24 protein-coding genes are annotated in these 23,095 nt (G+C 46.4%); all 24 read right to left on the bottom strand.

Annotated elements, in window-relative coordinates:
• Nucleotides 1-36: 36 nt before the first annotated feature.
• The 24 genes from NLX74_RS03405 to fliG all read right to left on the bottom strand — a co-directional run bounded on the left by NLX74_RS03405 (nt 37) and on the right by fliG (nt 23,090).
• Nucleotides 37-2,133 (bottom strand): chemotaxis protein CheA, encoded by a 2,097-nt coding sequence (locus tag NLX74_RS03405; RefSeq protein WP_235308129.1) that lies wholly within the window; start codon nt 2,131-2,133, stop codon nt 37-39.
• A 33-nt stretch (nt 2,134-2,166) separates the two neighbouring features.
• A complete protein-coding gene (locus NLX74_RS03400; protein ID WP_254327993.1) occupies nt 2,167-3,711 on the bottom strand; it encodes a chemotaxis protein CheB in 1,545 nt (514 codons plus the stop codon).
• A 30-nt stretch (nt 3,712-3,741) separates the two neighbouring features.
• Entirely contained in the window at nt 3,742-4,629 is an 888-nt protein-coding gene (locus tag NLX74_RS03395; RefSeq protein WP_254327934.1) for a MinD/ParA family protein, read from the bottom strand.
• Complete coding sequence (gene flhF / locus NLX74_RS03390) at nt 4,626-6,068, bottom strand: flagellar biosynthesis GTPase FlhF (protein ID WP_254327933.1); 1,443 nt, start codon at nt 6,066-6,068, stop codon at nt 4,626-4,628. The genes NLX74_RS03395 and flhF overlap by 4 nt, the downstream gene beginning before the upstream one ends.
• Nucleotides 6,065-8,098 (bottom strand): flagellar biosynthesis protein FlhA, encoded by a 2,034-nt coding sequence (gene flhA, locus NLX74_RS03385; protein ID WP_235308127.1) that lies wholly within the window; start codon nt 8,096-8,098, stop codon nt 6,065-6,067. The genes flhF and flhA overlap by 4 nt, the downstream gene beginning before the upstream one ends.
• 23 nt (nt 8,099-8,121) lie before the next feature.
• Nucleotides 8,122-9,234 (bottom strand): flagellar biosynthesis protein FlhB, encoded by a 1,113-nt coding sequence (gene flhB, locus NLX74_RS03380; RefSeq protein ID WP_254327932.1) that lies wholly within the window; start codon nt 9,232-9,234, stop codon nt 8,122-8,124.
• The gene (fliR, locus tag NLX74_RS03375; RefSeq protein ID WP_254327931.1) at nt 9,234-10,019 is read right to left on the bottom strand and encodes a flagellar biosynthetic protein FliR; all 786 of its coding nucleotides are present in this window, start codon (nt 10,017-10,019) and stop codon (nt 9,234-9,236) included. The genes flhB and fliR overlap by 1 nt, the downstream gene beginning before the upstream one ends.
• 10 nt (nt 10,020-10,029) lie before the next feature.
• Complete coding sequence (gene fliQ / locus NLX74_RS03370; RefSeq protein ID WP_007430038.1) at nt 10,030-10,299, bottom strand: flagellar biosynthesis protein FliQ; 270 nt, start codon at nt 10,297-10,299, stop codon at nt 10,030-10,032.
• 37 nt (nt 10,300-10,336) lie between these two features.
• Nucleotides 10,337-11,092 (bottom strand): flagellar type III secretion system pore protein FliP, encoded by a 756-nt coding sequence (gene fliP / locus NLX74_RS03365; RefSeq protein ID WP_013309901.1) that lies wholly within the window; start codon nt 11,090-11,092, stop codon nt 10,337-10,339.
• A complete protein-coding gene (locus NLX74_RS03360) occupies nt 11,089-11,622 on the bottom strand; it encodes a flagellar biosynthetic protein FliO (RefSeq protein WP_023988197.1) in 534 nt (177 codons plus the stop codon). Before NLX74_RS03360 ends, fliP begins: the two co-directional genes overlap by 4 nt.
• Before the next feature lie 12 nt (nt 11,623-11,634).
• Entirely contained in the window at nt 11,635-12,000 is a 366-nt protein-coding gene (locus NLX74_RS03355) for a response regulator (RefSeq protein WP_010346372.1), read from the bottom strand.
• A 29-nt stretch (nt 12,001-12,029) separates the two neighbouring features.
• Nucleotides 12,030-13,340, bottom strand: coding sequence for a flagellar motor switch phosphatase FliY (fliY, locus tag NLX74_RS03350; RefSeq protein ID WP_069291729.1), 1,311 nt, complete (start codon nt 13,338-13,340; stop codon nt 12,030-12,032).
• Nucleotides 13,330-14,328, bottom strand: a complete 999-nt coding sequence (gene fliM / locus NLX74_RS03345) for a flagellar motor switch protein FliM (RefSeq protein ID WP_235308125.1) — start codon at nt 14,326-14,328, stop codon at nt 13,330-13,332. The genes fliY and fliM overlap by 11 nt, the downstream gene beginning before the upstream one ends.
• 43 nt (nt 14,329-14,371) lie before the next feature.
• A complete protein-coding gene (locus tag NLX74_RS03340) occupies nt 14,372-14,845 on the bottom strand; it encodes a flagellar basal body-associated FliL family protein (protein WP_023988194.1) in 474 nt (157 codons plus the stop codon).
• Nucleotides 14,842-15,066 carry a flagellar FlbD family protein gene (locus NLX74_RS03335; protein WP_013309896.1) on the bottom strand — a complete coding sequence of 75 codons (225 nt, stop codon included), beginning with the start codon at nt 15,064-15,066 and terminating at the stop codon, nt 14,842-14,844. The genes NLX74_RS03340 and NLX74_RS03335 overlap by 4 nt, the downstream gene beginning before the upstream one ends.
• Before the next feature lie 60 nt (nt 15,067-15,126).
• On the bottom strand, nt 15,127-15,936 hold the full coding sequence (gene flgF, locus NLX74_RS03330; RefSeq protein WP_254327930.1) for a flagellar basal-body rod protein FlgF: 810 nt from the start codon (nt 15,934-15,936) through the stop codon (nt 15,127-15,129).
• Between the two features lie 103 nt (nt 15,937-16,039).
• Nucleotides 16,040-16,420: a TIGR02530 family flagellar biosynthesis protein gene (locus NLX74_RS03325; protein WP_103047878.1), complete on the bottom strand. Its 381-nt coding sequence runs from the start codon at nt 16,418-16,420 to the stop codon at nt 16,040-16,042.
• On the bottom strand, nt 16,417-16,950 hold the full coding sequence (locus tag NLX74_RS03320; RefSeq protein WP_235308123.1) for a flagellar hook capping FlgD N-terminal domain-containing protein: 534 nt from the start codon (nt 16,948-16,950) through the stop codon (nt 16,417-16,419). Before NLX74_RS03320 ends, NLX74_RS03325 begins: the two co-directional genes overlap by 4 nt.
• 19 nt (nt 16,951-16,969) lie before the next feature.
• Complete coding sequence (locus NLX74_RS03315) at nt 16,970-18,427, bottom strand: flagellar hook-length control protein FliK (protein WP_254327929.1); 1,458 nt, start codon at nt 18,425-18,427, stop codon at nt 16,970-16,972.
• 26 nt (nt 18,428-18,453) lie between these two features.
• The gene (locus tag NLX74_RS03310; RefSeq protein ID WP_069291726.1) at nt 18,454-19,437 is read right to left on the bottom strand and encodes a magnesium transporter MgtE N-terminal domain-containing protein; all 984 of its coding nucleotides are present in this window, start codon (nt 19,435-19,437) and stop codon (nt 18,454-18,456) included.
• A 47-nt stretch (nt 19,438-19,484) separates the two neighbouring features.
• Nucleotides 19,485-19,928, bottom strand: a complete 444-nt coding sequence (gene fliJ, locus NLX74_RS03305; protein WP_013309890.1) for a flagellar export protein FliJ — start codon at nt 19,926-19,928, stop codon at nt 19,485-19,487.
• Nucleotides 19,929-19,938: 10 nt separating this feature from the next.
• On the bottom strand, nt 19,939-21,258 hold the full coding sequence (fliI, locus tag NLX74_RS03300) for a flagellar protein export ATPase FliI (RefSeq protein WP_029516991.1): 1,320 nt from the start codon (nt 21,256-21,258) through the stop codon (nt 19,939-19,941).
• Nucleotides 21,245-22,081, bottom strand: a complete 837-nt coding sequence (locus NLX74_RS03295) for a FliH/SctL family protein (RefSeq protein WP_104495247.1) — start codon at nt 22,079-22,081, stop codon at nt 21,245-21,247. The genes fliI and NLX74_RS03295 overlap by 14 nt, the downstream gene beginning before the upstream one ends.
• Nucleotides 22,074-23,090 (bottom strand): flagellar motor switch protein FliG, encoded by a 1,017-nt coding sequence (gene fliG / locus NLX74_RS03290; protein WP_235308121.1) that lies wholly within the window; start codon nt 23,088-23,090, stop codon nt 22,074-22,076. Before fliG ends, NLX74_RS03295 begins: the two co-directional genes overlap by 8 nt.
• Between the last annotated feature and the right edge of the window lie 5 nt (nt 23,091-23,095).

Genomic DNA, 23,095 nt, shown 5'->3' with positions numbered 1-23,095 from the left:
AGCAACTTCACATTTCTTTCATTTTTGATGAAGACATTATTTAATGAAAACATTCGGGTCGATGATCAAAGCAACCTGACCGTCACCCAGAATCGTGGCGCCTGAAATTCCTTGGATGTTTGGAAGGTATTTGCCCAGATTTTTAAGGACAATTTCACTTTGTCCCAAAAAGTCCTGTACGGAAAGAGCTGCCAGACGGTCTCCCTTGCGGATGACCACGACCTCTGTCTCTTCTTCTTCATCTTCATTGAAGTCCGGTACCTCGAACAGCTGACTCAAGGAGATGAGCGGGATATGAGAATCGCGGAAAGCAATCATTTTATTGCCATGTACTGAACGAATTTGTGTCCGCTTGACGATCGCAGTCTCCACAATGGAGGACAATGGAATCGCATATTTTTCAGAACCGATCTGTATCATCATGGCTGCAATAATGGATAGGGTCAGCGGCAATTGCACAGAGAAATTAGTGCCTTGGCCCAGTGTAGAGTGAACCGTAACATTGCCACCCAAAGCGGTGATTTTGGATTTAACAACGTCCAAACCGACACCACGTCCTGATACGTCTGAAATGACTGCAGCTGTACTGAAGCCCGGAGCAAACAATACCTGATAGGCTTCCTCGTCGGTCATGACCGCTGCTTGCTCTGCCGTCAAAATCCCTTTAGAAATAGCACTGTTTAGTACCTTATCGCGATTAATACCATTTCCGTCATCTTCAATCTCAATGAATACGTTATTTCCGCTATGGAAAGCACGCAAGTGAACCGTTCCTGTCTCAGGTTTACCAGCTGCAATCCGGTCGGCTACCGACTCAATGCCATGATCCACGGAGTTCCGAAGCAAATGCACCAGAGGATCGCCAATTTCGTCGATAACAGTGCGGTCCATTTCAGTCTCTGCTCCAGTAATAACCAAATCAAGTTTTTTATCCAGCGATTTGGCCAGATCGCGCACCATACGCGGGAAACGATTGAAAACAGTATCTACTGGTACCATCCGCAATTTAAGAACGACGTTTTGCAAATCGCTGCTCACACGACTCATGTGCTCTACTGTTTCTGTCAGTGCTGGATTGGAAGCTTCACTTGCCAACTGCTCTAACCGCACACGGTCAATGAGCAACTCGCTAAATAAGTTCATAAGTACATCCAGGCGTTCAATATCTACGCGAATCGTACGGTTATGCGTAGGCGCAGCTGCCTTAGCTGCTGGTGCTTTTCCTGCTGCTGGCTTAGCCACAGAGGCCGCAGCTGGAGACTGCGGCTGGGATGGAGCAGGTGGTTGCACGGCAACAGGTGCTTCCTGCACCGCAGCAGCCTCAGCCAGTCCAGCAGTAACTTCGCTCATTTGTTTAAGCGATTCCTGATCTAGTTGTACCACTGAGACAGTGTCAATTTCAGAGATACCCGCGATTTCCTTTTCCAGCTCCCCAACTTCTTTCTGCGTTATGTAATATAACGAGAAGCTTTGCTCGAATTTCTCCTGCTCAATATCCTGTACCGACGGATAGGCCTTGACGATTTCACCAGAGTTTTCCAGCGTGTTGAACACCATAAAGGCACGTGCCGCTTTCAACTGGCTCTCTGAGCTGATTGTTACCTGTATATAGTGAACACGATGTCCTTCAGAAATAGATTGCTCCAGTACAGAATACTGGAACTGATCCAAGACAAGCCCAGCACGATCGTTTTTGTCCACTTTTTTAGATGGAGACTCCTCAGTGGCAGCATTTGTGCCGGACTTTTGGAAATCCCCACTCACGATGGATTGTAGTGAAGATACAATAGAGGAGACATCCGCTTTTCCGTCGCCCCCCTCTGTAATGTGCTGCACCATGGACTCCAAAGCATCCAATCCTTTAAATAAGGTATCGAATATAAATTCATGCATCGCCAGCTTGTTGTTACGTACCAGATCAAGAACGTTTTCCATTTGGTGAGTTAGCGATGCTAGGTCTTCAAATCCCATCGTAGCAGCCATTCCTTTGAGGGTATGGGCAGAACGGAAAATCACCTGAACGATGCCTAGATCGGTTGGATTGCTTTCCAGTTGAAGCATTTTTTCGTTAAGAGATTGCAGATGATCATTCGACTCATCAATAAACATGTTTAAATATTGGTTCATGTCCATTGTGAGACACCTCCTCCATGAGTTACACTCCGATTATTTCACAACTTGTACAAGCTTGGGGGCGATCTCCTGCATTGGCAGAAGGTGACGCACACATTTTAACTCTACTGCTGAGCGGGGCATTCCGTACACTACACAAGTTTCCTCATTTTCAGCAAATGTGGATTGTACCCCAGCATCATAAAGCTTTTTCATCATTTTGGCCCCATCGCTCCCCATTCCAGTGAGCAATACTAGATGCCGCTCCAACGAGGTTAACGAGAGCAACGATTCAAACATCGTATCTACGGAAGGACGGTGACCATTGCGAGCTTCCTCCATCTTCAGTGACACAGTGTATTTACCACCGGCTCCTGGCACAATTCTTAGTTGATATCCCCCTGGGGCAATGTAGGCCGTTCCAGTCTCCAGCGTCATTCCCTGCTCAGCCTCCACAACTCGGAGTGGACTTAACGTGTTCAAACGTTGTGCCAGCGAACGAGTGAAGTTTGGCGGCATATGCTGAACGATAACGATTGGAGCAGGAAAATCACCAGGAATGCGTTCCAACAGCGTCTTAAGCGCCCGCGGACCGCCCGTAGAACATCCCACCGCCACCAGTTTGCGAAAGCTGGACGTATGCACACCTTTTTTAAGAGAAAATCCTTTAGATGCGGCAGGAACTGTAGGTGCCGTTACTGGAGGCGTAGCAGCCGCTGGAATAGGAGTAGCTGATGAACTCACCGTCTTACGGGGCTCCGGCTTAACCAGCCCTGCTTTATCCTTACCATGCAGCGATTTGTCAGCGGCCGTATTAGAACTGTTTAGTTTCTCTGGTGTTCGTCCCATCCTCTTGGACAAGTCTTCCTTCTTCTGAACAGTAGATGCTTGGACTGACTTGCTTGGCTGAGCAGCTGGCTGTTCTATGCGCCCCGCCGTAACAGATGTTCCAGACTGTTGTCGTTTCGTTTCCTGCTTGGCTGCTGCCGGGACGGACTTGCCAGCATCACGCTTCGGCTGAGTTGATACAGCAGGTGAAGGAGCAAGCGGAACAACCGGAGGCTTGTCTGTCGAAGCTTGACTGCCTGCTCGTTTCTCAGTCACCGCCTGTCCTGTAGTCTTTTCCTGTGGCGTTTTTTTCGCTTGTTCCAATGCAGCTTTGCGCTCATTAGCTTCCTTGCGCTCCAGGCGGCTCCGCACTGCTTGCATAGCAGTGTGCATCTGTTCCAGCAACGCCTTGCTCACTTGCTCGATATCTTGCGCATGAGCAATGGAAGGCTTTCTTATAAAATCGAAAGCTCCTGCCTCCAGAGCCATGATGGTCTCCTTCATGCCTTGTTCATTAATGCCTGACAGCATAATAACAGGTAGCGGATGGGCTGCCATAATCAATGGCAATGCTTCAAGACCATTCATTTCAGGCATCTCGACATCCATGGTGACCAAATCGGGCTGCAATTCCTTCACTTTCTCTACAGCCTCTTTGCCATTGGCGGCTGTACCTACGATGTTGAACGACTCATCCCTTACAATTAAATCTGTAATAATTTTGCGCATAAAGGCCGAATCATCTACAACCAGCACCCGGTAAGCACACATGTTAAACACCTCTGTTTCCTCTCATCAAAATCAATGTACAGAACGTCGCAACCATTTTTGCATAAACCCTTTAATTCCATTCAATGCACCTGATTGCGGGATCTGTGGCATTGCTGCAAAACGGTGTGCCAGATTCAATATATCTCTTGAAGCCGCACATCCCGGAAAAGCAACCATAAAAGGTATTTGCCTTTTGACTGCTTGCATGACATGAGTATCATCACTGATATGCCCAAGCAACGGGATTTCGATCTCCAAAAAGCGTCTCGCAACCAGTGCGATCTTATCGGCAACTTGACGGGCCTCATTATCGTTATCGGCACGATTGACTATAATTTTGAATACCGTATTCTTTTGCAACCCGCTGACGACTTTAATTAGCGCATACGCATCTGTTAAGGACGTCGGTTCCGGTGTGGTTACGACCAGGCATTCGTCAGCTGAAGTGATGAATTTAAGGTTTTCTTTAGATAAACCTGCACCTGTATCAAATAGAATGTAATCCATATCTGCCGCCATTTTTTCTACTTCTTCGGCAAAATAATTCAGATCGTCATCCGATAACGCAAACAATTCGCTCAAGCCCGATCCTCCAGCAATATAAGGCAAACTACCTATACCCGTTTGAATAATTTCATCAATTGATTTCTCACGTTTTAACAGGTGAAGAAGATTGTATTGTGAATTGGCCCCCATTAATACATCAATATTGGCCATACCGATATCAGCATCAAACACAAGTACCTTTCGACCAAGGGATTGCAGAGCCAGAGCAAAATTCAGCGTAAAATTGGATTTGCCCACCCCGCCTTTACCACTGGTGATCGTTATAATTTTGGCTTGACGATTACGTGGGGGCAATCGATATTTATCCAAGGAAGAAGCCATTTGTCTAAGTGATTGGGCTTGGTCACTCATATGGAATCTCCGTTAGCTCCTGATGATGCTTTGGGTCCAAGCAGCATGCTTGTCACCATTTCTGTATCGGGATGAAGCAGGTCGTCAGGAACATTTTGTCCATTGGTAATATAGGCCAGTTGCATCGGAAATTGATGCAAAAGATTAAACATTCCACCGCAGCTACCTGTCTCGTCCATCTTAGTAAATACAACCTTACCAAGACCAAACTTACTGAAATGTCCAGTTATATTGAGCATATCTTTGCTTTTGGATGTCAGGCTGAGTACCAGATACGTCTCACTTTCATTAATAGGCGAAAGCAGACTTTGCAGTTCCGAAACAAGTAATTCATTACGATAATTTCGTCCTGCGGTATCCATGAGGATCAGGTCACAATGTTCCAGACGTTGAATGGCTCTGTGGACTTCACCGGGAGACTGCACAACTTCAAGCGGTACATTCAAAATCGTAGCATATGTACGCAGTTGCTCGACGGCTGAAATCCGGTACGTGTCAGAAGTAATAAATCCAACTTTGCGATGATGCTTAAACAACTGCTCTGCTGCTAACTTGGCAATGGTTGTCGTTTTCCCTACTCCGGTAGGACCTGCCACATACACAATTTTGGTATCTTTGGAGATCCCTTTGTCCAGTCTTATCTGAATAAAACTGGCCACTTCCTCACGAAAGGCTTGTTCCCAATCAAAAGTTTCAGGCGCAAAAGGATGCTCACTCCGGCGCACATATACCTGTTCGAGCCAATACTCCAGTAAATCGCGTTCCACTTCCTGCTCCAGCATACGCTCACAAATCTCTTGCAGCGGCTCCGGCCAAGTACTTTCCAATGAAGAATTTCGAGAAAACCGAGTCATCATAGCCTTCATTTCCCGCAATTCATTAAGCAGAGCCTGATTTCCCTCTGCTCCGCTCTTGTCTGGAACACTTACTTCAATGGGCTGTTTAAACAGTTCACTGGATGATTTCATGTTCGAAAGCAATGCTTCATGATCAAGTACTTGAGACATAGTCTCCAGATTATTAGCAGGCCTAGATAACAAATGCTCAGTTGCTGAAGCTGCCTGTTCTGCATCATTCGTTAACTCAGCTTGTTCTTCTTTGGAACCACCCGTCATCTGCGTTACCCGCCGATAAGCTTCTGGAGCAGCTTGTCTGGGAACCACAGGCATAAATGATTTTTCTGGCTGTTCAGGAGCATTCATTGAAGATGAAGCCGCCTGGGTAGGCTCTTGTGAAGATGGTCCAAACCGTCGTGGCTTTTGAGGTTGCTTTTCCTCTACCGCAGCTACCACTTCGATTTTCTTTTTACTGAACATTCCCATGAAACCGCCGACCTTCATTTCCTTTGTACTTAAAATGACGGCATCTGTTCCTAAGTCACCCCTGATTTGCAGCATAGCTTCTGGCATGGTATCCACTACATATCGTTTCACTCTCATAAGTTCACCACCCCGACACTTTGAATTTCAACGTTCGGCTCCAGCTCACTGTACGACAGCACCGGGACATCCTGCATAGTCCGCTCCATCACTTGCCGCAAATACATCCGAATTGTCGGCGACGTTAACACAATAGGCTGCTGTCCAGATTGAATGAGACGGTTGATTTGCTCCATCATCCTTTGATACACCGTTTGCGTAGACACCGGATCAAGAGCCAAATAGCTACCTTGCTCCGACTGTTGCACGCTTTCAGCAATTTTCTTCTCCAATCCTGGTCCCACTGTAATAACGCGTAACGTCTCCCCTTGTTGGGCAAATTGCTGCGTAATCTGTCGGGACAACGCCTGACGGACATATTCAGTCAGCACGTCGGGATCTTTTGTATAAGTACCGTAGTCAGCTAGCGTTTCGAAAATAGTCACCATATCGCGAATGGAGATTTTTTCTTTCAACAGCTTGGCTAACACTTTTTGTACATCCCCAATCGCAAGCACAGAAGGAATAAGATCGTCCACCAGCACTGGATAATTCTCTTTGAGATTGTCGACCAGCGACCGTGTTTCCTGTCTGCCAAGCAACTCATGAGCATGTTTCTTGATCGTCTCCGTAAGATGAGTAGCTACAACTGAAGGTGGATCAACTACGGTATAACCCGATAGTTCCGCAACATCCTTGGTGTTCTCATCAATCCAGAGCGCGGGCAATCCGAAGGCCGGTTCTGTCGTTTCAATCCCTGAAATAGAATCGTCATCGTATCCCGGACTCATAGCCAGGTAATGATTTAACAGAAGCTCCCCGCCGCCCACGGTATTACCTTTAATTTTAATGACATATTCGTTAGGCTTGAGCTGAATGTTATCCCGAATACGAATGACCGGCACAACCAAACCCAGCTCCAAAGCACATTGACGACGGATCATAATAATCCGATCCAATAAATCCCCGCCCTGCTGTGTATCCGCCAACGGAATTAACCCGTATCCAAATTCAAATTCAATTGGATCTACCTGAAGCAGATTAATGACACTTTCTGGACTACGGACTTCTTCAATTTGTTGCTCCTCTTCCAGCTGCTCATCAGCTATCTGCTTGCGTTCCATATTGCCCTGCATTCTTCGAGCCGCGAAAAACAGCAGAATCGCCAGTGGAAGAGTTGTAATGATATGAATAGGCGTGAAGAGACCCAATAATGCAATTGTGGCAGCCACAATGTAGATCAGTTTTGGATAAGAAAAGAGCTGTCCAGTTAAATCCTCTGCCAAGTTGCCATCCGATGTAGCCCGCGTAACAATCAAGCCTGACGCCGTGGATATGAGCAGTGCGGGAATCTGGCTGACCAGTCCGTCACCGATGGTGAGTACAGAATAAGTCGACAGCGCCTCTTGAAATCCTTTCCCCTGAACGGCCATACCGATAATAAAGCCGCCAACCAAGTTAATGATCAAAATGATAATACTAGCAATGGCATCACCTTTAACGAATTTACTCGCACCATCCATCGCTCCGTAAAAATCCGCTTCCCGTTCGATTTTACTGCGTCGTTCACGGGCTTGCTGCTCATTGATCAAACCTGCATTCAGATCAGCATCAATACTCATTTGTTTACCCGGCATCGCATCCAATGTAAATCGTGCGCCTACCTCAGCAACCCGCTCAGATCCCTTGGTGATAACAATGAACTGTACGACCACGAGAATGAGAAAGACAACAAAACCGACGGCAATTTGCCCTCCTGCAATCCAACTACCAAACGTAGCAACTACTTCCCCTGCATGTCCCTCACCTAAAATAAGTTTGGTTGTAGAGATATTAAGTGCCAAACGAAACAACGTTGTAATGAGCAGCAATGAAGGGAAAATAGAAAACTGTAAAGCTTCCTTCGTATTCATAGAAACGAGTAGAATCATCAAAGCAATAGAAATATTAATGACGAGTAGGATATCCAGCAGCCATGATGGGATCGGGAGAATCATCATAAGAACGATACCGATGACGCCTGCAAGGACAGTTATTTCTTTTATTTTCACGGGTCTCTAGCCCTCCGATCCCTTTATTTCACTTTACCTTTTAATTTATATACATACGCCAGCACTTCGGCAACGGCCTGGAACAGATCAGCTGGTATCGCATCTCCGATTTCGGCTCTTTGAAACAGCGCCCGCGCCAGCGGCTTGTTTTCCATCGTTATTACGCCGTTTTGCTTGGCAATTTCTTTAATTCGGAGCGCAACGTAATCTTGCCCTTTCGCAATAATCTGCGGCGCTTCCATCTCCGAACCGTCATATTTCAAAGCCACAGCAAAGTGCGTAGGGTTGGTGATGATGACATCTGCATTAGGAACCTCCTGCATCATACGCTGCATAGCCATACGGCGCTGACGCTCGCGAATTTTCCCTTTGATCAGCGGGTCACCCTCCATTTTCTTGTATTCATCCTTGATGTCCTGTTTGGACATTCTCAGGTTTTTCTCATGCTCATAACGTTGATACATATAATCCAACACCGCTAAAACGAACAGCACCACACCAATTTTGAGTCCCAGTTCCATTGTTAATGAAGCTGTAAAGCTCAACATCTGATCACCGGACATTTCAGCCAGTTTAGGTAGGTCAGCCTTAGTTTTCCAGAGTACGCTGTACACCAGATAACCAATTACAGTCATTTTTAAAACAGATTTTAGGAATTCAACCAATGACCTCATGGAAAAAATATTTTTGAATCCTTTAATCGGATCAATCTTGCTAAACTTGGGCGTAATGCCCTCTCCGGTTAATAAAAAACCGATCTGCATGTAATTCGCTGCTATCCCGATGACAATAGCCCCAATAAAAATAGGCGCCAGCATAATCAAGATTTGCACGCCATACTCTCCCATCATCAGCAGCGTTGTGTTCGGCGTTACCTCCATAGAGAGCCGATTCACAAAAATATCTCGAAATAGTCGAACTGCATGGTCCTTAAAATACCCGCCGAAAATCATGAGGCAAAAAAACGTAACCAGCAGGACACCAGCGGCGGGCAACTCCATGCTTTTGGCAACCTGCCCTTTTTGTCTTGCATCCTGTTTCTTTTTGGGTGTAGCTTTTTCCGTTTTTTCCCCTGAGAACAACTGCAGGTTCATAGCATATTTAAATGACAAACTACGTTCCTCCAGACCAGACATTAAGGACGATTACCCATAATATCCAACAAGTTGCGCATGGATTCGAACATCACCGAAAACAATCTTTCGAATATAAAAGCAAAACTTGGCATGAGAAGCAGTAACATGAACAGTCCCACAATAATTTTAAGAGGTACGCCAATAACAAAAATGTTGAATTGTGGCGCTGTTTTAGCTAAAAAACCAAGTCCCACATCTGTTAAAAAGGTAGCCACTACAATGGGAGCAGCAATTTGAAAAGCAAGCATAAATGATTCCGCAAAAGAACGTACCAGGAATTCAGTTACACTGCCACCATACAGCTTTACAAAAAAATCATTTGTCAACGGTACCCAATCATAGCTGTATAAGATAGCATTTAGCAGATGATGGTGCCCATTTATACTTAAAAAGAACAATACTGCAATGGCAAACTTAAAATTCCCCGTTAAAGGCGTTGAAGCCCCTGTCATGGGATCAAACACACTCGCCATTCCGAAGCCCACCTGTAGATCTATAAATGAACCTGCAGTTTGGATCGCTGTCATGAACAGATATGCAGTAAACCCCAATAACAACCCAATCAGCACTTCACGACTCACTAACAGCACGTACGATACATCGGTCGGTACCTGTTGATGCGTACCATATGTAAGATACACGACCAAAGCTAGAAATCCTGAAATTCCAACCTTAAAGATATTAGGTACCCCTCGGGTTGAAAAAATAGGCGCCACTACAAAAAATGAGGTAATCCGACAAAAAATCAGCAAAAAAACAGGAAAACTCTGTAACAATATATTCATAACATTCAGCCTAACCTATATATTTGTACAAATTGTCTAGAATGTTATACGTAAAGTCCACTAATGTGGTCAATATCCAGGGCCCGAACAAAAGCAATGCCAGCAATACGGCGACAATCTTCGGAACAAAGGCCAGTGTCTGCTCCTGAATTTGGGTTGTCGCCTGAAAAATACTGATAATCAAACCCACGACTAGCCCCAAAATCAGCATCGGAGCGCTCACCTTGAGTACAATGTACACCGCTTGCCCAGCCAGGGAAATAATAAACTCCGAAGTCATTGCCGTCCTCCTTGATTGCTGTCCTTGCATGAAGTATTCATGTGTTAAAACTCAGAAGCAATGATTTGACTACCAAATACCAACCATCTACAAGTACGAAGAGCAGTATTTTAAAAGGAAGTGAAATCATTACCGGTGGTAGCATCATCATCCCCATAGCCATGAGTGTACTCGACACTACAATGTCTATAACTAAAAATGGTATGAAAATCATAAATCCCATCTGAAATGCCGTTTTCAACTCACTGATTGCATAAGCCGGAACCATCACCGTTAGTGGAATGTCCTGATAATTCTTTGGTTTTTCCATTTTGGTGTATTTCATAAACAGTAGTAGATCCTTCTCACGTGTATGAGAGAACATAAAGGTCTTGATCGGTACCGATGCCTTATCCAACGCCTGAGACTGTGTTATATCCCCCTTGAGATACGGCTGAAGTGCAGTTTCATTCATAGCTGAGAACGTCGGTGCCATAATGAATAAAGTGAGAAACAAAGCCAGTCCGACAAGCACCTGATTAGGCGGCATCTGCTGGGTTCCCAGCGAAGTTCGCACAAAGCCAAGCACAATCACAATTCGCGTAAAACTTGTCATAAGTACAAGCAACGCGGGCGCTACACTAATGACAGTAATAAGTAAAATAATAGACAGCGAGGTGGCACCGGGCTGTCCTTTGTCCGAATTGCCGACTTGAATATCAATGTTCGGAATCGGTTCCGCAGAGGCCGCCGTCACCGAAATGAAGCTGAACAAGACAAGCAGCAAACATGCAAGTATAATCTTTTTTCTCATGAATCTCCCGACCGATCTGTAGTATTCTCCTCATTGCGCAGCTTTTCAAGTTTATCCTTGCGATTCGGCATTTGCCGAAGCTTGGATTCAAACATCTCGTGAAAAGATGTCTCCTCTTCAGGCTGCTGCTGTGCCGCGTTGTTCCGGCGAAGCTTATCCGCAATTTTAGCGAATAGCGGGGCAATCGGGCCGCGCTGCAGAGAAGCTTCTTGCTCCAGTGCGGCCAAAATTTGCTCCACTTCTTCAGGATCGGATACTTTGTCAACAAGCCGGATATCTTCTCCCACACCAATGAGGTACACACTGCTACCAACTTCAACAAGCTGAAGGGATTTATTGGGACCAAGTCCCACGCCTCCCAGTATGCGAACGGAGCGGTTGCTGAACCAGCTCTGATTTCTTTTACTCAAAAACCGTATCAAGTACACGATCAGTACGATGATAAAGATTAGCACGAAAAGGACCCAGGCAATGTTGCCTATATTGCTGGATGTACTCAATGCGTCAGAGGCACCCTGTTGTGTATCCATACTGGGTGCGCCTTACACACCCAGTGTTTTGTTGATGGCTTCGATAACCCGATCCGATTGGAAAGGCTTAACGATAAAATCTTTTGCGCCAGCTTGAATGGCATCAATAACCATTGCTTGCTGACCCATCGCGGAACACATGATAACCTTTGCGTTCGCGTCAATTTGTTTGATTTCCTTCAGAGCGGCAATGCCGTCCATTTCAGGCATCGTGATATCCATCGTAATCAGGTCCGGACGAAGCTCCTTGAATTTTTCAATGGCCTGTGATCCGTCCTGGGCCTCTCCTACTACTTCAAATCCATTTTTGGACAGGATGTCCCGAATCATCATTCTCATAAATGCAGCATCGTCCACGATCAAAATACGGTTTGCCATCTGAAATAAATCCTCCCTAAATTATGCTTTTATTGTAATTTTTGAATACGGTCCCATTGGCTTACAATATCTGTTACACGCACGCCAAAGTTCTCGTCGATTACGACAACCTCGCCCTTGGCAATCAGTTTGTTGTTAACCAAAATGTCCACCGGCTCCCCGGCAAGCTTGTCCAGTTCAATAATTGAACCTTGTGAGAGCTCCAGAATATCTTTAATTTGCTTTTGGGTCCTTCCTAATTCTACGGTGACTCTAAGGGGAATGTCCATCAATAAATTTAAATTGTTTTCATCCACTTGCGCAAATGCACCGGACTGCAAGTTAGAAAATTGTACAGGTTGTACATTTACATTACGTCCCGGTACTGCACCGTAGTGATGAGGCGTTCCGTAAGGAGCTTGCGGCGGTACGCCAGCTGGCATTCCATAACCCGGTGTTCCATAGCCTGGAGCGCCCTGCTGCCCATATCCCGGGTCTTGAGGATACATTGGCGGTTGTTGCCCATAGCCTGCGTCTTGCGGCGCCTGCGCGGCTGCTGGTGGCTGTTGATAGGCTGGTGCAGGCGGTTGCTGCGGAACGCTGGCTTGTTGCGGCGCTTCGGGAGCAGCTGTTGCAGCTACCTGCTGTGCGGACGCTTGCGGTTGTTCTTCATCCTCTCCGCCATTCATTAGGATGCTCACCATTTTTTTGGCGAAATTAACAGGCAACAGTTGCATCAGCGTAGAATCAATAAGATCCCCGATCAATAACCGGAAGGATACTGTAATGAGCGTTTCTTCATCCGGCAGACTAGATACTCCATCACCGTGCATAGGATCCAAAATATCAATACCCGGTGGAGAGATATTAACAAAACGATTAAACATGGTAGACATAGAGGTCGCCGACGATCCCATCATCTGGTTCATCGCTTCCTGCACGGCACTGATGTGAATTTCATTCAATTCTTCATCCGCTGGGTTACCTTCACCACCAAGCATTAAGTCCGCTATCACCTGTGCATCACGCTTTTTGATTACGAGTGAGTTAATACCCTCGAATCCATCGACATAATTTACATGTACAGCTACGTGTGGCTTTGGAAATGCAGTTTCAAATTCAGAACGGGTAATAATTGAAACTTTAGGTGTCGTAATATCCACCTTTTGACCGAGCAGTGTGGAAAGAGCCGTAGCTGCGCTGCCGAACGTTATATTACCGATTTCCCCAAGAGCATCCTGCTCCAGAGGAGTCAGAAAATCGTCAACGGTCTTGTTGGCGGGAGTAGAATCCGTCCCCGCTTCAGACTGTTTCAGCAAGGCATCGATTTCCTCCTGGGACAAATAGTCTTTACTCGTCAATTTCTTCAACTCCTTCGTTGACAATTTCATCAATTTGTACGGCAACACGATCTCTTACCATGCCGGGACTTCCCATAAACTTCAATTTATCGCCCACCCGGATGGATAGTCCTTCTTTGACAGGCTTGTTCAATGAAATGACATCCCCTACCGAAAGACCCAGAAACTCGGCTACATTTATCCGGGATTCACCCAACTCCGCAATAATAGGGAGCTCTGCTTTGGTGACCCGTAATCTCAAGGCGTCGATCTCTTCGGGCGCCCTTGATTTCTTTTCGGATGTAAACCACTGGTGCGTGGACAGTCTGGCCATAATGGGTTCCAATACCACGTGCGGGATACAGAGGTTAATCATCCCTGTGGTATCACCAATTTTGGTACTAAGCGAAATCAGAGCAATCGTTTCATTGGGCGAAACAATCTGCATAAACTGCGGATTCGTTTCCATCGCCTCTAGGCGCGGTTCAATGTCCAGTACCGTTTTCCAAGCCTCTTGCAGGCTATCAAAGGTACGGCTGAAAATTCGCTCCATGATCGTCGTCTCGATTTCGGTCAACGCAGTAACCTTTGACGGTGCCGAACCTGTTCCTCCGAGAAGCCTGTCCAACATGGCATAAGCAACGTTCGGGTGAACCTCAAGCACCATACGGCCTTCCAGCGGTTCAGCTTCAAAAATGTTTAGAATGGTCATTTTCGGAATAGAGCGAATGAATTCATCATAAGGAAGCTGCTCCACCTGAACGACATTAATTTGGACAAAAGTACGAAGCTGCGCTGAAAAATATGTGGTCAGATACCGCGCAAAGTTCTCGTGTATCCGCGTCAGACTCCGTATATGATCCTTGGAAAACCTAAGCGCTCTTTTAAAATCATAAGCGCGAACTTTCTTTTGGGTATCTTCCTTTTTAAGTTCTTCCGCATCCATTTCACCGGACGAAAGAGCTGCTAAAAGGGCATCAATTTCCCCTTGTGACAGTACATCCACCAATGTTATTCACCCCCTTACGTGTTCCTGACAAGTTCACCTGGAATCAAATGGCTGCCAGCAAAAAGTCTGTAATTTTGGCGTTCCCCAGGTGACCTTCAGGGAGCGACTTGTTGATGAGATCCGTCAGCTTGTCACTGAACTGGTCCCGGCCTTTAGCCGTTCTGAGCTCATCAGGTTTGGTGTCTGCAAGCAATTGAATAACGATGGGCTTAATACTGATGTCTTTAATTTTTTCAAAAGATTCTTTTGCTTTGGCATCGTTCAATTGAAAAGATAGGTTCATCTGGACAATGTAATCTGCGTCTGCCAAATTCGTTTTGATACCGGTAATTTCAGAGCTCACTTCCACCAATTCATCTGCTGACAATCTTGGAAGTTGTTCTGCTTGAGCAGCTTGCGCATTCGGTATGACTTCCGACTTCTTCCCGCTAAGCGCTGGTATAAGTACAAAGGCCGCGCCTGCAATCAAAGTAATCGCGAGTAAAATTGTAATGAGCCATGGCAGCATCTTCTTCATTCGTCTTCCTCCATTTGTTGCACTTTTATCGTGGCGGCATGCATGCCGATTTCACGGCTGTAACCCTTGATCAAGGAGACGACATCTGCCGCTTTTTCCAATACAATCAACCGTTTCCCCGTCACCAAAGTGACGTATGTATCCGGTGTTTCCTCCACAGTCTCAATGAGCAGCGCATTAAGCCACATAGGCGAGCCGTTCAGCCGCGTTAACGGGATCATCGTAACACCAACCTCCTGATAGGTGCGGAGGAGCCTCTACTCCTCCGCGTTTAAATGAGATTATCGTTTCAAGTTTACAACTTCCTGAAGAACTTCATCCGAGGTCGTAATGATACGCGAGTTCGCTTGGAATCCGCGCTGAGCTACGATCATTTCGGTAAATTCGCCGGTCAGATCAACGTTGGACATTTCCAGCTGACCCGCGATGATAGCTCCACGCCCCTCTGAGTTGGCTGCTCCAGGCTCAAGTTCATCAATGTTGGAGTTGACCGTTGTACGATACAAGCTGCCTCCAATTTTCTCCAAACCTTCCGGGTTAGTAACTCTGGCTATACCAATTTGCGTGCCATTATCTACTGTACCATCATCTAATTGCTGTACAATCGTACCATCTTGTGAGATAGAAACTGCCGTAACATTGTCAGCAAGTGTGATTGGATCTCCACCGGCATCTCCTACAAAAAATCCATCGGCAGTAACCAGATTTCGGTTTGCGTCTATGTGGAAATCACCCGCACGAGTCAGATAAGGGACTTCCTGTGCATCATTCATTTTGATCAGGAAAAATCCATCACCGTTAATACGCAAATCCGTTGGATTGTTCGTAGTCATTGCACTACCTGGAAGATGCAGTGTATCAATCGAGCTGACCGACACCCCTAGACCAACCTGTTTGGCATTTTGACCTGCAGTTGTCGTAGCGTCTGGTGCGCTTGCACCTGAACTCGTTTGGCTCAAGATATCCTTGAACATCACTCGGCTGGACTTGAAGCCTGTAGTATTTACGTTTGCAATGTTGTTACCGATAACGTCCAGCTTCGTTTGAAAGCCCTTCATGCCCGATACACCTGAATACATTGATCTCAACATTGAGTATAAATCCTCCTCTGATTGGTTGCTTAGTTGACCGCATCAGTCGATCCGCGGCTTTTTCATGGCTTTCCTATTCGGGCCAGCCACTTCGTATACATGTTTATGAAATAATTACAGCACTATCTATCTGCGTAAATACGTTATCCTCCATGGATTTCTTATCCATCGCGGTAACAACTGTTCGATTAGGTACACTTACAATCAAAGCCATATCCTGCATTAAGATCAGTGATTCTTTGGCGCCTTTGGCAGCTGCTTTATCCACAGCAGAGTTAATTTTCGCCATTTGGTCACTTCTCAACTCTATTCCCCGCTGCTCCAGACGCTTGGCTGCATGGTTGCTCAGCTTGAGCACCTGTTCCTGCAACACCTGACCGAACGGTCTGGCATCCTTGGATACCGAATTTACTCGGTTTTGTGAGATTGCTGCCGGTGGCACGTTGGCGGGAAAAAGGCGTCCGACCGTTATCCTGTCATTCATGAGTTCTCACCGCTTCCAGTAGAGGAAGAAGGGGAAGTATCCGATGTATTTGTAGCGGGAGTCGTTGTATTAGCCTGACTCACTGATGTTACATCTTTTAATGCCACCTCAGCCGCTCCCATTTTGGCATACTGCACACCGTCACGAATAACGATGGAATCCACGATTCCACTTTTCACTGTACCCGCACCTGTTTCACCTGTAATGGAGTCTTTTTTACCTGCCTCAATCCAGCTGACTTCTTTTCCTATCAAACCGGAGGCTGTACCTAAAGACTGTCCCAATGCATTCAACTGCGTAGAAATGTTCATCAGTTGTTCTACCGAGGAAAACTGGGCCATTTGAGCGATAAATTCTTTATCCTCCAAAGGCTGCATCGGGTCCTGATTTTGTAGCTGGGTGATCAAAATTTTCAAAAACTGATCTTTACCCATCGTTTTAGTATCCTTGGCACTTGCTGTTTTGACATTATTCACATTGTAATTCGGCCAGACGTTACTGGTGGATACATTGTTGTCTGTAGTCGTCATTGTGTTCTCACCTCCATCATTACGCTTGTGCTGTAAAGGAGCCTGTCCGATTCATATCATCTGCGCGTTGTTCAGCTGTCCAGTTACGAAGCTCTTCTGCCATTTCAGCTACCTTCAAAGCATCCTCGCTCTCTTCTCTACCTCGAGCTTTGGAACGTTGATTGGATTGCTGCTGCTGATTAGCTCCAGATCCGCGTCCATCCTGATACATATGGGAGGAAAGCGACTCATTGTGCGTTACTTCTACCTTATCTACCTGGATACCTTGGCTCTGGAGACTCGAACGCAGCTGCGACATTTGCTGTTCCAGCAAATCCTTCGCTCCGCTATGCTCAGTCATGAACTGGGCAACCAGATGACCATTTTGCATTGTCAGCTTAACTTCCAGCTGGCCCAGATGATCTGGACGAAGCATGATAGTCGCTTCCGTCAAACCAGTGTGTTTTACAATGTCAAGTTTCTGCACTACAAATTCGGTCATCTCCTTGGCAAATTGCCGTACATGTACGACTGGTTGAGCCGGAGCCGAAGGTGTTGTTCCTTGCGTTTGTACCGAAAGCTGTCCCGCAGTCGTGATCACTGGAGTCTGATTGTCAGTTGCTGTCGAATCCGCTCGCTCAGTTGCATCTACGAATGCACTCGCTTCATCCGTTACAGTCGTCTTAACTGCAGACTGAACGAGAATATTAGTTGATGAACGTTGCCCTTCTGAACCTTGTTGATTAGTTTCGCCCTGACTTGCTTGCTGCTGAGAAGCAACAACCTGTTTGTCTGTAGTCGCTGTAGCTACGGTCTGAGTACCATTTGCTCGATTTGCAGAAGGCTGAACTGCTTGTGAATCCCCACCATCAGCAAGTTCCACAGCTTTCATTACACCATTCCACTGCTCATCGGAAATAGCTCCCGTACCTGCCGTTGCACTTTGGAGCGATTGTAGTAATTGTGCCACCTGGGACTTTTGGTCTCCAGAAGCCTGCTCTGCTACATTGGCAAGTTGTGACAAAGCGTCCTGTAATGCAAATCGAAGAGTAGCCGGGTTGGCTGCCAAAGCTGTTAAGCCTGTCGCCTCTGTCGTTTCTCCACCGTTTAACTGTTGATTTGTTCCGTCGCCTTGTAAAAACTGTTGTACTTGCTGAATCCACGCTTGCAGAGTTGCAAGCAGAGCAGGATCAGCAGCTACTTGATCATCCAGCTTTTCAAGATTTTGCAGCAAAGGAGCCAGTGTTTCGGCCAGCGGCTCGGTTGGAGCTTCCGTGGATTCTCCAGTTGCAATAAGCGGAAGTACCATAACTAATGGAGAACCGTTCGCATCTGTGCCTGCTGAGCCCGTTTGCCCGCCTGTCATCATTTGGGTAAGTGTTTGATTAAAAGCACCCGTGGTTGCTCCAGCAGCTGTCGCTGTAGTCGTTGTTGAGGCCGTAGTACTGCTAGCTGTCTGACTGGTGCCGAGCGATACACTTTGAGAAATAAGGGTCATTTATTTTTCACCTCCCTTCATTTAAATTACTTACTGCCCATCAGTTTGTTCAAAATTTTTGCGGTCTGAGCAGCATCCTTGGCAGACATATTTTGTAGTAAAGAACCACGTGTCGAATCATCTACTGTATTTAATATGTTTAATGCCTTGTCTGGACTGATTTTGTAAGTTTGTAAAATAAGTTCGGCACCACTCTTCTTGTCCATGGAAGCAAATGTGCTACTGATTTGAGTGCTTTGCAAACTCTTACTCGTTGTTCCAGCTGTGGTACCTTGATCCTTTTTCAGACGAGACTGCAACGCAGCAACTGACAAATCCGTAGATGGCGTTACGTTTTTCAGAGCCATAGTAATATCGGCTGCTTTTTTAGCGTCCATCTTTTGCAAAATCTTTGCACTGTTGGCAGGGTCCATGTAGCTTAACAGCTGCACAGTCTCTTCCGTGGTCAGATTCTCCATAATCGGTGCCGCTTTACTAGCTGTCATCCCTTCATACATGCTAGCAAGATCTCTGGCCTGTTTTACATAAGGATCTTCATTTGTTGTTCCACCTGTAGTTTGCGTACCGGCCTGTCCCGGCTGACTCGCCTGTGACTGCTGTTCCTGTTGCGTTTGCAGCGTATTGACCTGATTCTGCAGTTCAGTAACCTTTTTATCTTGTGTCGTCTTAGCAGCGGTAGCCTTTTTAAGCTCCTCCGTCTGCTTGGCTAAATCTGCCTTTAACTGCTCAATAGTTGCTTCAGAACTTTCAGACTGAGCCTTCTGATCTGCCTCTTTCGTCTGAGTAGCCTTATCTTTCGGTTCAGGTATCCAATTTTTAACAACTGGTATTTTGTTCCCTAATGAAATCATTTCGCTTCTGAAGTCCATATTGAACAATGTAAGCAGGACCCCGACCAGAACGATTGTGAACACAATCGGAATCAGGAAAAACATAAACCGTTCAAATCCCCCGCCTGATTCTTTTCCTAAATCCATATCCAGTTCATTTTCTGCTAACTTCTGTGCCATCGTCTTCCTCCTCAGGCAGCTGATATGCGTATCCTATGACTTTCCGCTTACCGGGCTTTCATGGCAAATCGCACGGAAGCCATTTCATCCAGCTCGTTCTGCTCGCGCAGGAGCATTTCCTGTTGGAATTTCACGTTGGCCTTCTCTCTCGCTTTCAGCCAAACCTGTTCATCCAGCATTTTATCGGTCAAAACGGTTTGTTTGCTTTGCACATTTTGCTGCGCATATTGAACATCCCTATGCTTGCGTGTAATACATTGGTCCAGATGATTAACATAAGCCTGTAATTCCTGAATGGTAGAGAGTGGCGCGCAATCCTCGGCAGCCTTTTGAATGGCTGATATGACCCGATTCCTTTCGCCTACAAGCTGTGTTAATGTCTGCTCCTCAGCCTGCAATTGTCCGACAGCACTGGAAAGCAACCATTCGGCCTGTGACTTTTCGTTGGTTTTCAAGTCTACAACTTTCTGAAAGGAATACTGAAATCTCATCGTTCAACCTTCATCTCCTCGTAAATTCAGAAATCAAACGCTCCCTTACCTCGTCCAGCTCAGCCTTTTCATCTGTTCTTTGTCTTGTAAAATCCCATATATCCCGTATGCGCTCCATGGATTCGTCAATTTCTGCATTTGAACCCTGCTGATAGGCCCCGATATTAATCAGGTCCTCCGAATCTTTGTAAATGGCCATCAAGCGCTTAATGTTCTCGGCAGCGTCTATCTGATCTCGTGGTGCGATATCCTTCATAACCCGGCTAATACTCGCTAACACATCAATTGCGGGAAAATGTCCTTTGTTCGCAATCCCACGATTCAAGACAATATGTCCATCCAAAATCCCGCGCACCGCATCCGCGATGGGCTCATTCATGTCGTCCCCATCGACCAGCACCGTATAAAAGGCGGTTATGGAGCCAGTAGGACCTGTCCCTGCACGTTCCAGAAGCTTAGGTAGACTAGCAAACACGGAAGGAGTATACCCTCTCATTGCTGGTGGTTCCCCTACGGCTAGGCCGACTTCACGTTGGGCCATCGCATACCGGGTAACTGAATCCATCATCAGCATGACATTCAATCCGCGATCCCGAAAATATTCCGCGATGGTCGTTGCAATAAGTGCACCCTTAATACGGATTAACGCAGGTTGGTCGGAAGTTGCCACAATGACCACGGAACGTTCTAGTCCCTCCGGACCTAAATCGCGTTCAATAAAGTCCAGCACTTCACGTCCACGTTCCCCGATCAAGGCAATTACATTCACATCGGCTTCCGTATTACGAGCAATCATTCCCATCAAGGTACTTTTACCTACACCCGAACCTGCAAAAATACCAACCCGTTGTCCTTTACCGATAGTAAGCAACCCGTCGATAGCGCGCACCCCGATACTGATTGGTTCCTGCACACGCGGACGATTCAGCGGATTGGACGGAATATTGAAGGTTGAATATCTCGCCATTCGCGAGGGGATCAATGAGCCATCCAGAGGCTGACCCAAGCCGTCCAGCACTTTGCCTAACAGCTCTGACCCGACCTGCACATTCAACGGCTTCCCTGTTCCTACAACATCACAACCGGGACCAATGGACTGCAGTTCTCCAAGTGGCATCAGAAGCACTTTATTGTCCCTGAAGCCTACAACCTCTGCTTGCAACGGCTTTGCCGTTTTACCCGGATAAATGTAACAAACATCCCCGATACTGGCGTCTGGACCTTCCGATTCAACCATCAGGCCGATAACCTGCGTAACCTTGCCATTTACCCGGACCGGGTCCAACTGGCGCAAATGATCCATGTAGCGCTGCGTATTAAGCCCCTTCATGTCTTCGCTCCTCATTCTCATGTGCCAGACGCAGTAGTTCCTTTTTGATCTCAGCTAATTGCGTATCAATCCGCGCATCCACGCTCCCAAAAGAAGAACGGATAACACAACCGCGATCTTTCACGGTACCATCAGGAATAATTTGCAGTTCTGCCTGCGAATCGACAGTTAATGACAATTCTTCTCGTGCACCTTGCACAAATGCGAAATGCTGAGGCGACACACACAATGTAATGGTTCCTTTTTCCCGCTTACGAGCCAAATTTTTACGAATTAATTCAATCGTGTAGTCCGGTTCAAGGCTAAGCTGTTTCTCAATGACCTTCTCAGCAATAGCACTACTCAGTTCGACCAGGAAAGGCTCCGCTTCCTGAATCAGTTGTTCCTTAATCTCATAGGCCTGACGCAGAATATCCTGTGCTTCTTCCATCATCTGCTCCGATTTCGTTTGGAGCTCGGCCTCAGCCAGCTTTTGGCCTTCTTCATATCCTTGCTGAAACCCATCAGCTTTTAACGACTGAGTCAACTGATCGTCATGCTCGCGTCGTTCCTGCCACCAGGCTTCAATCTGCTGCTGTGCCTCCTGAAGCATCCGTTCCGCTTCTTCAGCTGCCTCGCGAACCTGACGTTCAGCAAAATCCTTGGCATCATTCAGCATTTCATCGCGCAGCCGTTCAGCCTCGTGATCTCGCTGAGGCTCCGGCTCCGTATATTCAGTTGTGATTTCTTCATCCGTCGTTTCTGGCGCATACGTATGTGCCACATCAATTGTTTTCAAAGCCTCTACAGGAACATATTGGAAAGATTTAATCAAGTTAGACAATGATGTCATCTCCTCCGCCGCGTGCGATTATAATCTCACCGGCCTCTTCCAATCTGCGGATCGTCGATACGATACGTGTCTGTGCTTCTTCCACATCACGCAACCGCACCGGTCCCATGTACTCCATTTCCTCTTTGAATGTTTCTGCCATACGTTTCGACATATTTCGGAAAATCACATCGCGTACTTCTTCACTGGACACTTTAAGCGCCAATTGCAAATCTGCATTGTCGATATCGCGGATAATGCGCTGAATGGAACGGTTGTCCACATTGACGATATCCTCGAACACGAACATTCTTTTCTTGATCTCCTCAGCCAGTTCTGGATCTTGAATTTCAAGCGAGTCGAGAATCGTACGTTCGGTTCCGCGGTCTACGCCATTCAAAATCTGAACAATGGACTCGATACCACCCGCATTCGTATAATCCTGCGTCGCGGTTGCAGACAACTTTTGCTCCAACACTCGTTCCACCTGGGAAATAACTTCCGGAGATGTACTGTCCATAACAGCGACACGCCGGGCCACATCTGCCTGTTTTTCCTGTGGCAGAGACGACAGAATTGTAGCCGCCTGCTCAAATTGCAAGTACGAAAGCACGAGAGCAATCGTTTGCGGATTCTCATTCTGTATAAAATTCAATATCTGGTTTGGATCAGCCTTGCGGGCAAAATCGAAGGGTCTTACCTGTAACGTCGCTGTTAGACGGTTAATGACCTCAACTGCTTTTTGCGATCCGAGTGCTTTCTCCAATATTTCTTTAGCGTAATTAATACCGCCTTGGGAAATGTACTCCTGAGCCAGACAAATTTGATGAAACTCGGCCATGATGGAGTCCTTCTCAATGGCATCGACCTTCCGCACATTGGCAATTTCCAATGTAAGTTGCTCGATCTCCTCATCACGCAAATGCTTGAATATTTGAGCAGATACCTCTGGTCCCATTGTGATCAGAAGTATAGCTGCTTTCTGTCTTCCCGTTAAACCTTGACTGCTTGCCTTTGCCAATGAAC

It is taken from the genome of Paenibacillus sp. MZ03-122A (genome assembly GCF_024213325.1).
GTDB classification, from domain to species: Bacteria; Bacillota; Bacilli; order Paenibacillales; family Paenibacillaceae; genus Paenibacillus; species Paenibacillus polymyxa_B.
This window is presented reverse-complemented; position numbering and strand designations above follow the sequence as displayed.

Bases quoted from the DNA above. Each gene is read 5' to 3' on its own strand.
- fliJ (WP_013309890.1), bottom strand. From the start codon at position 19,928: ATGAGATTTCAGTATTCCTTTCAGAAAGTTGTAGACTTGAAAACCAAC.
- NLX74_RS03320 (WP_235308123.1), bottom strand. From the start codon at position 16,950: ATGACGACTACAGACAACAATGTATCCACCAGTAACGTCTGGCCGAAT.
- NLX74_RS03405 (WP_235308129.1), bottom strand. From the start codon at position 2,133: ATGGACATGAACCAATATTTAAACATGTTTATTGATGAGTCGAATGAT.
- flhB (WP_254327932.1), bottom strand. From the start codon at position 9,234: ATGTCTGGTCTGGAGGAACGTAGTTTGTCATTTAAATATGCTATGAAC.
- fliP (WP_013309901.1), bottom strand. From the start codon at position 11,092: ATGAGAAAAAAGATTATACTTGCATGTTTGCTGCTTGTCTTGTTCAGC.
- NLX74_RS03310 (WP_069291726.1), bottom strand. From the start codon at position 19,437: ATGGCACAGAAGTTAGCAGAAAATGAACTGGATATGGATTTAGGAAAA.
- fliR (WP_254327931.1), bottom strand. From the start codon at position 10,019: ATGAATATATTGTTACAGAGTTTTCCTGTTTTTTTGCTGATTTTTTGT.
- NLX74_RS03335 (WP_013309896.1), bottom strand. From the start codon at position 15,066: ATGATCCCGTTAACGCGGCTGAACGGCTCGCCTATGTGGCTTAATGCG.
- flhF (WP_254327933.1), bottom strand. From the start codon at position 6,068: ATGAGAGTGAAACGATATGTAGTGGATACCATGCCAGAAGCTATGCTG.
- NLX74_RS03400 (WP_254327993.1), bottom strand. From the start codon at position 3,711: ATGTGTGCTTACCGGGTGCTGGTTGTAGATGATTCGGCCTTTATGCGC.
- fliI (WP_029516991.1), bottom strand. From the start codon at position 21,258: ATGAAGGGGCTTAATACGCAGCGCTACATGGATCATTTGCGCCAGTTG.
- NLX74_RS03340 (WP_023988194.1), bottom strand. From the start codon at position 14,845: ATGAAGAAGATGCTGCCATGGCTCATTACAATTTTACTCGCGATTACT.
- NLX74_RS03395 (WP_254327934.1), bottom strand. From the start codon at position 4,629: ATGAGTGACCAAGCCCAATCACTTAGACAAATGGCTTCTTCCTTGGAT.
- NLX74_RS03355 (WP_010346372.1), bottom strand. From the start codon at position 12,000: ATGGCAAACCGTATTTTGATCGTGGACGATGCTGCATTTATGAGAATG.
- NLX74_RS03315 (WP_254327929.1), bottom strand. From the start codon at position 18,427: ATGACCCTTATTTCTCAAAGTGTATCGCTCGGCACCAGTCAGACAGCT.
- NLX74_RS03360 (WP_023988197.1), bottom strand. From the start codon at position 11,622: ATGGATACACAACAGGGTGCCTCTGACGCATTGAGTACATCCAGCAAT.
- fliQ (WP_007430038.1), bottom strand. From the start codon at position 10,299: ATGACTTCGGAGTTTATTATTTCCCTGGCTGGGCAAGCGGTGTACATT.
- flgF (WP_254327930.1), bottom strand. From the start codon at position 15,936: ATGTTGAGATCAATGTATTCAGGTGTATCGGGCATGAAGGGCTTTCAA.
- NLX74_RS03325 (WP_103047878.1), bottom strand. From the start codon at position 16,420: ATGAATGACAGGATAACGGTCGGACGCCTTTTTCCCGCCAACGTGCCA.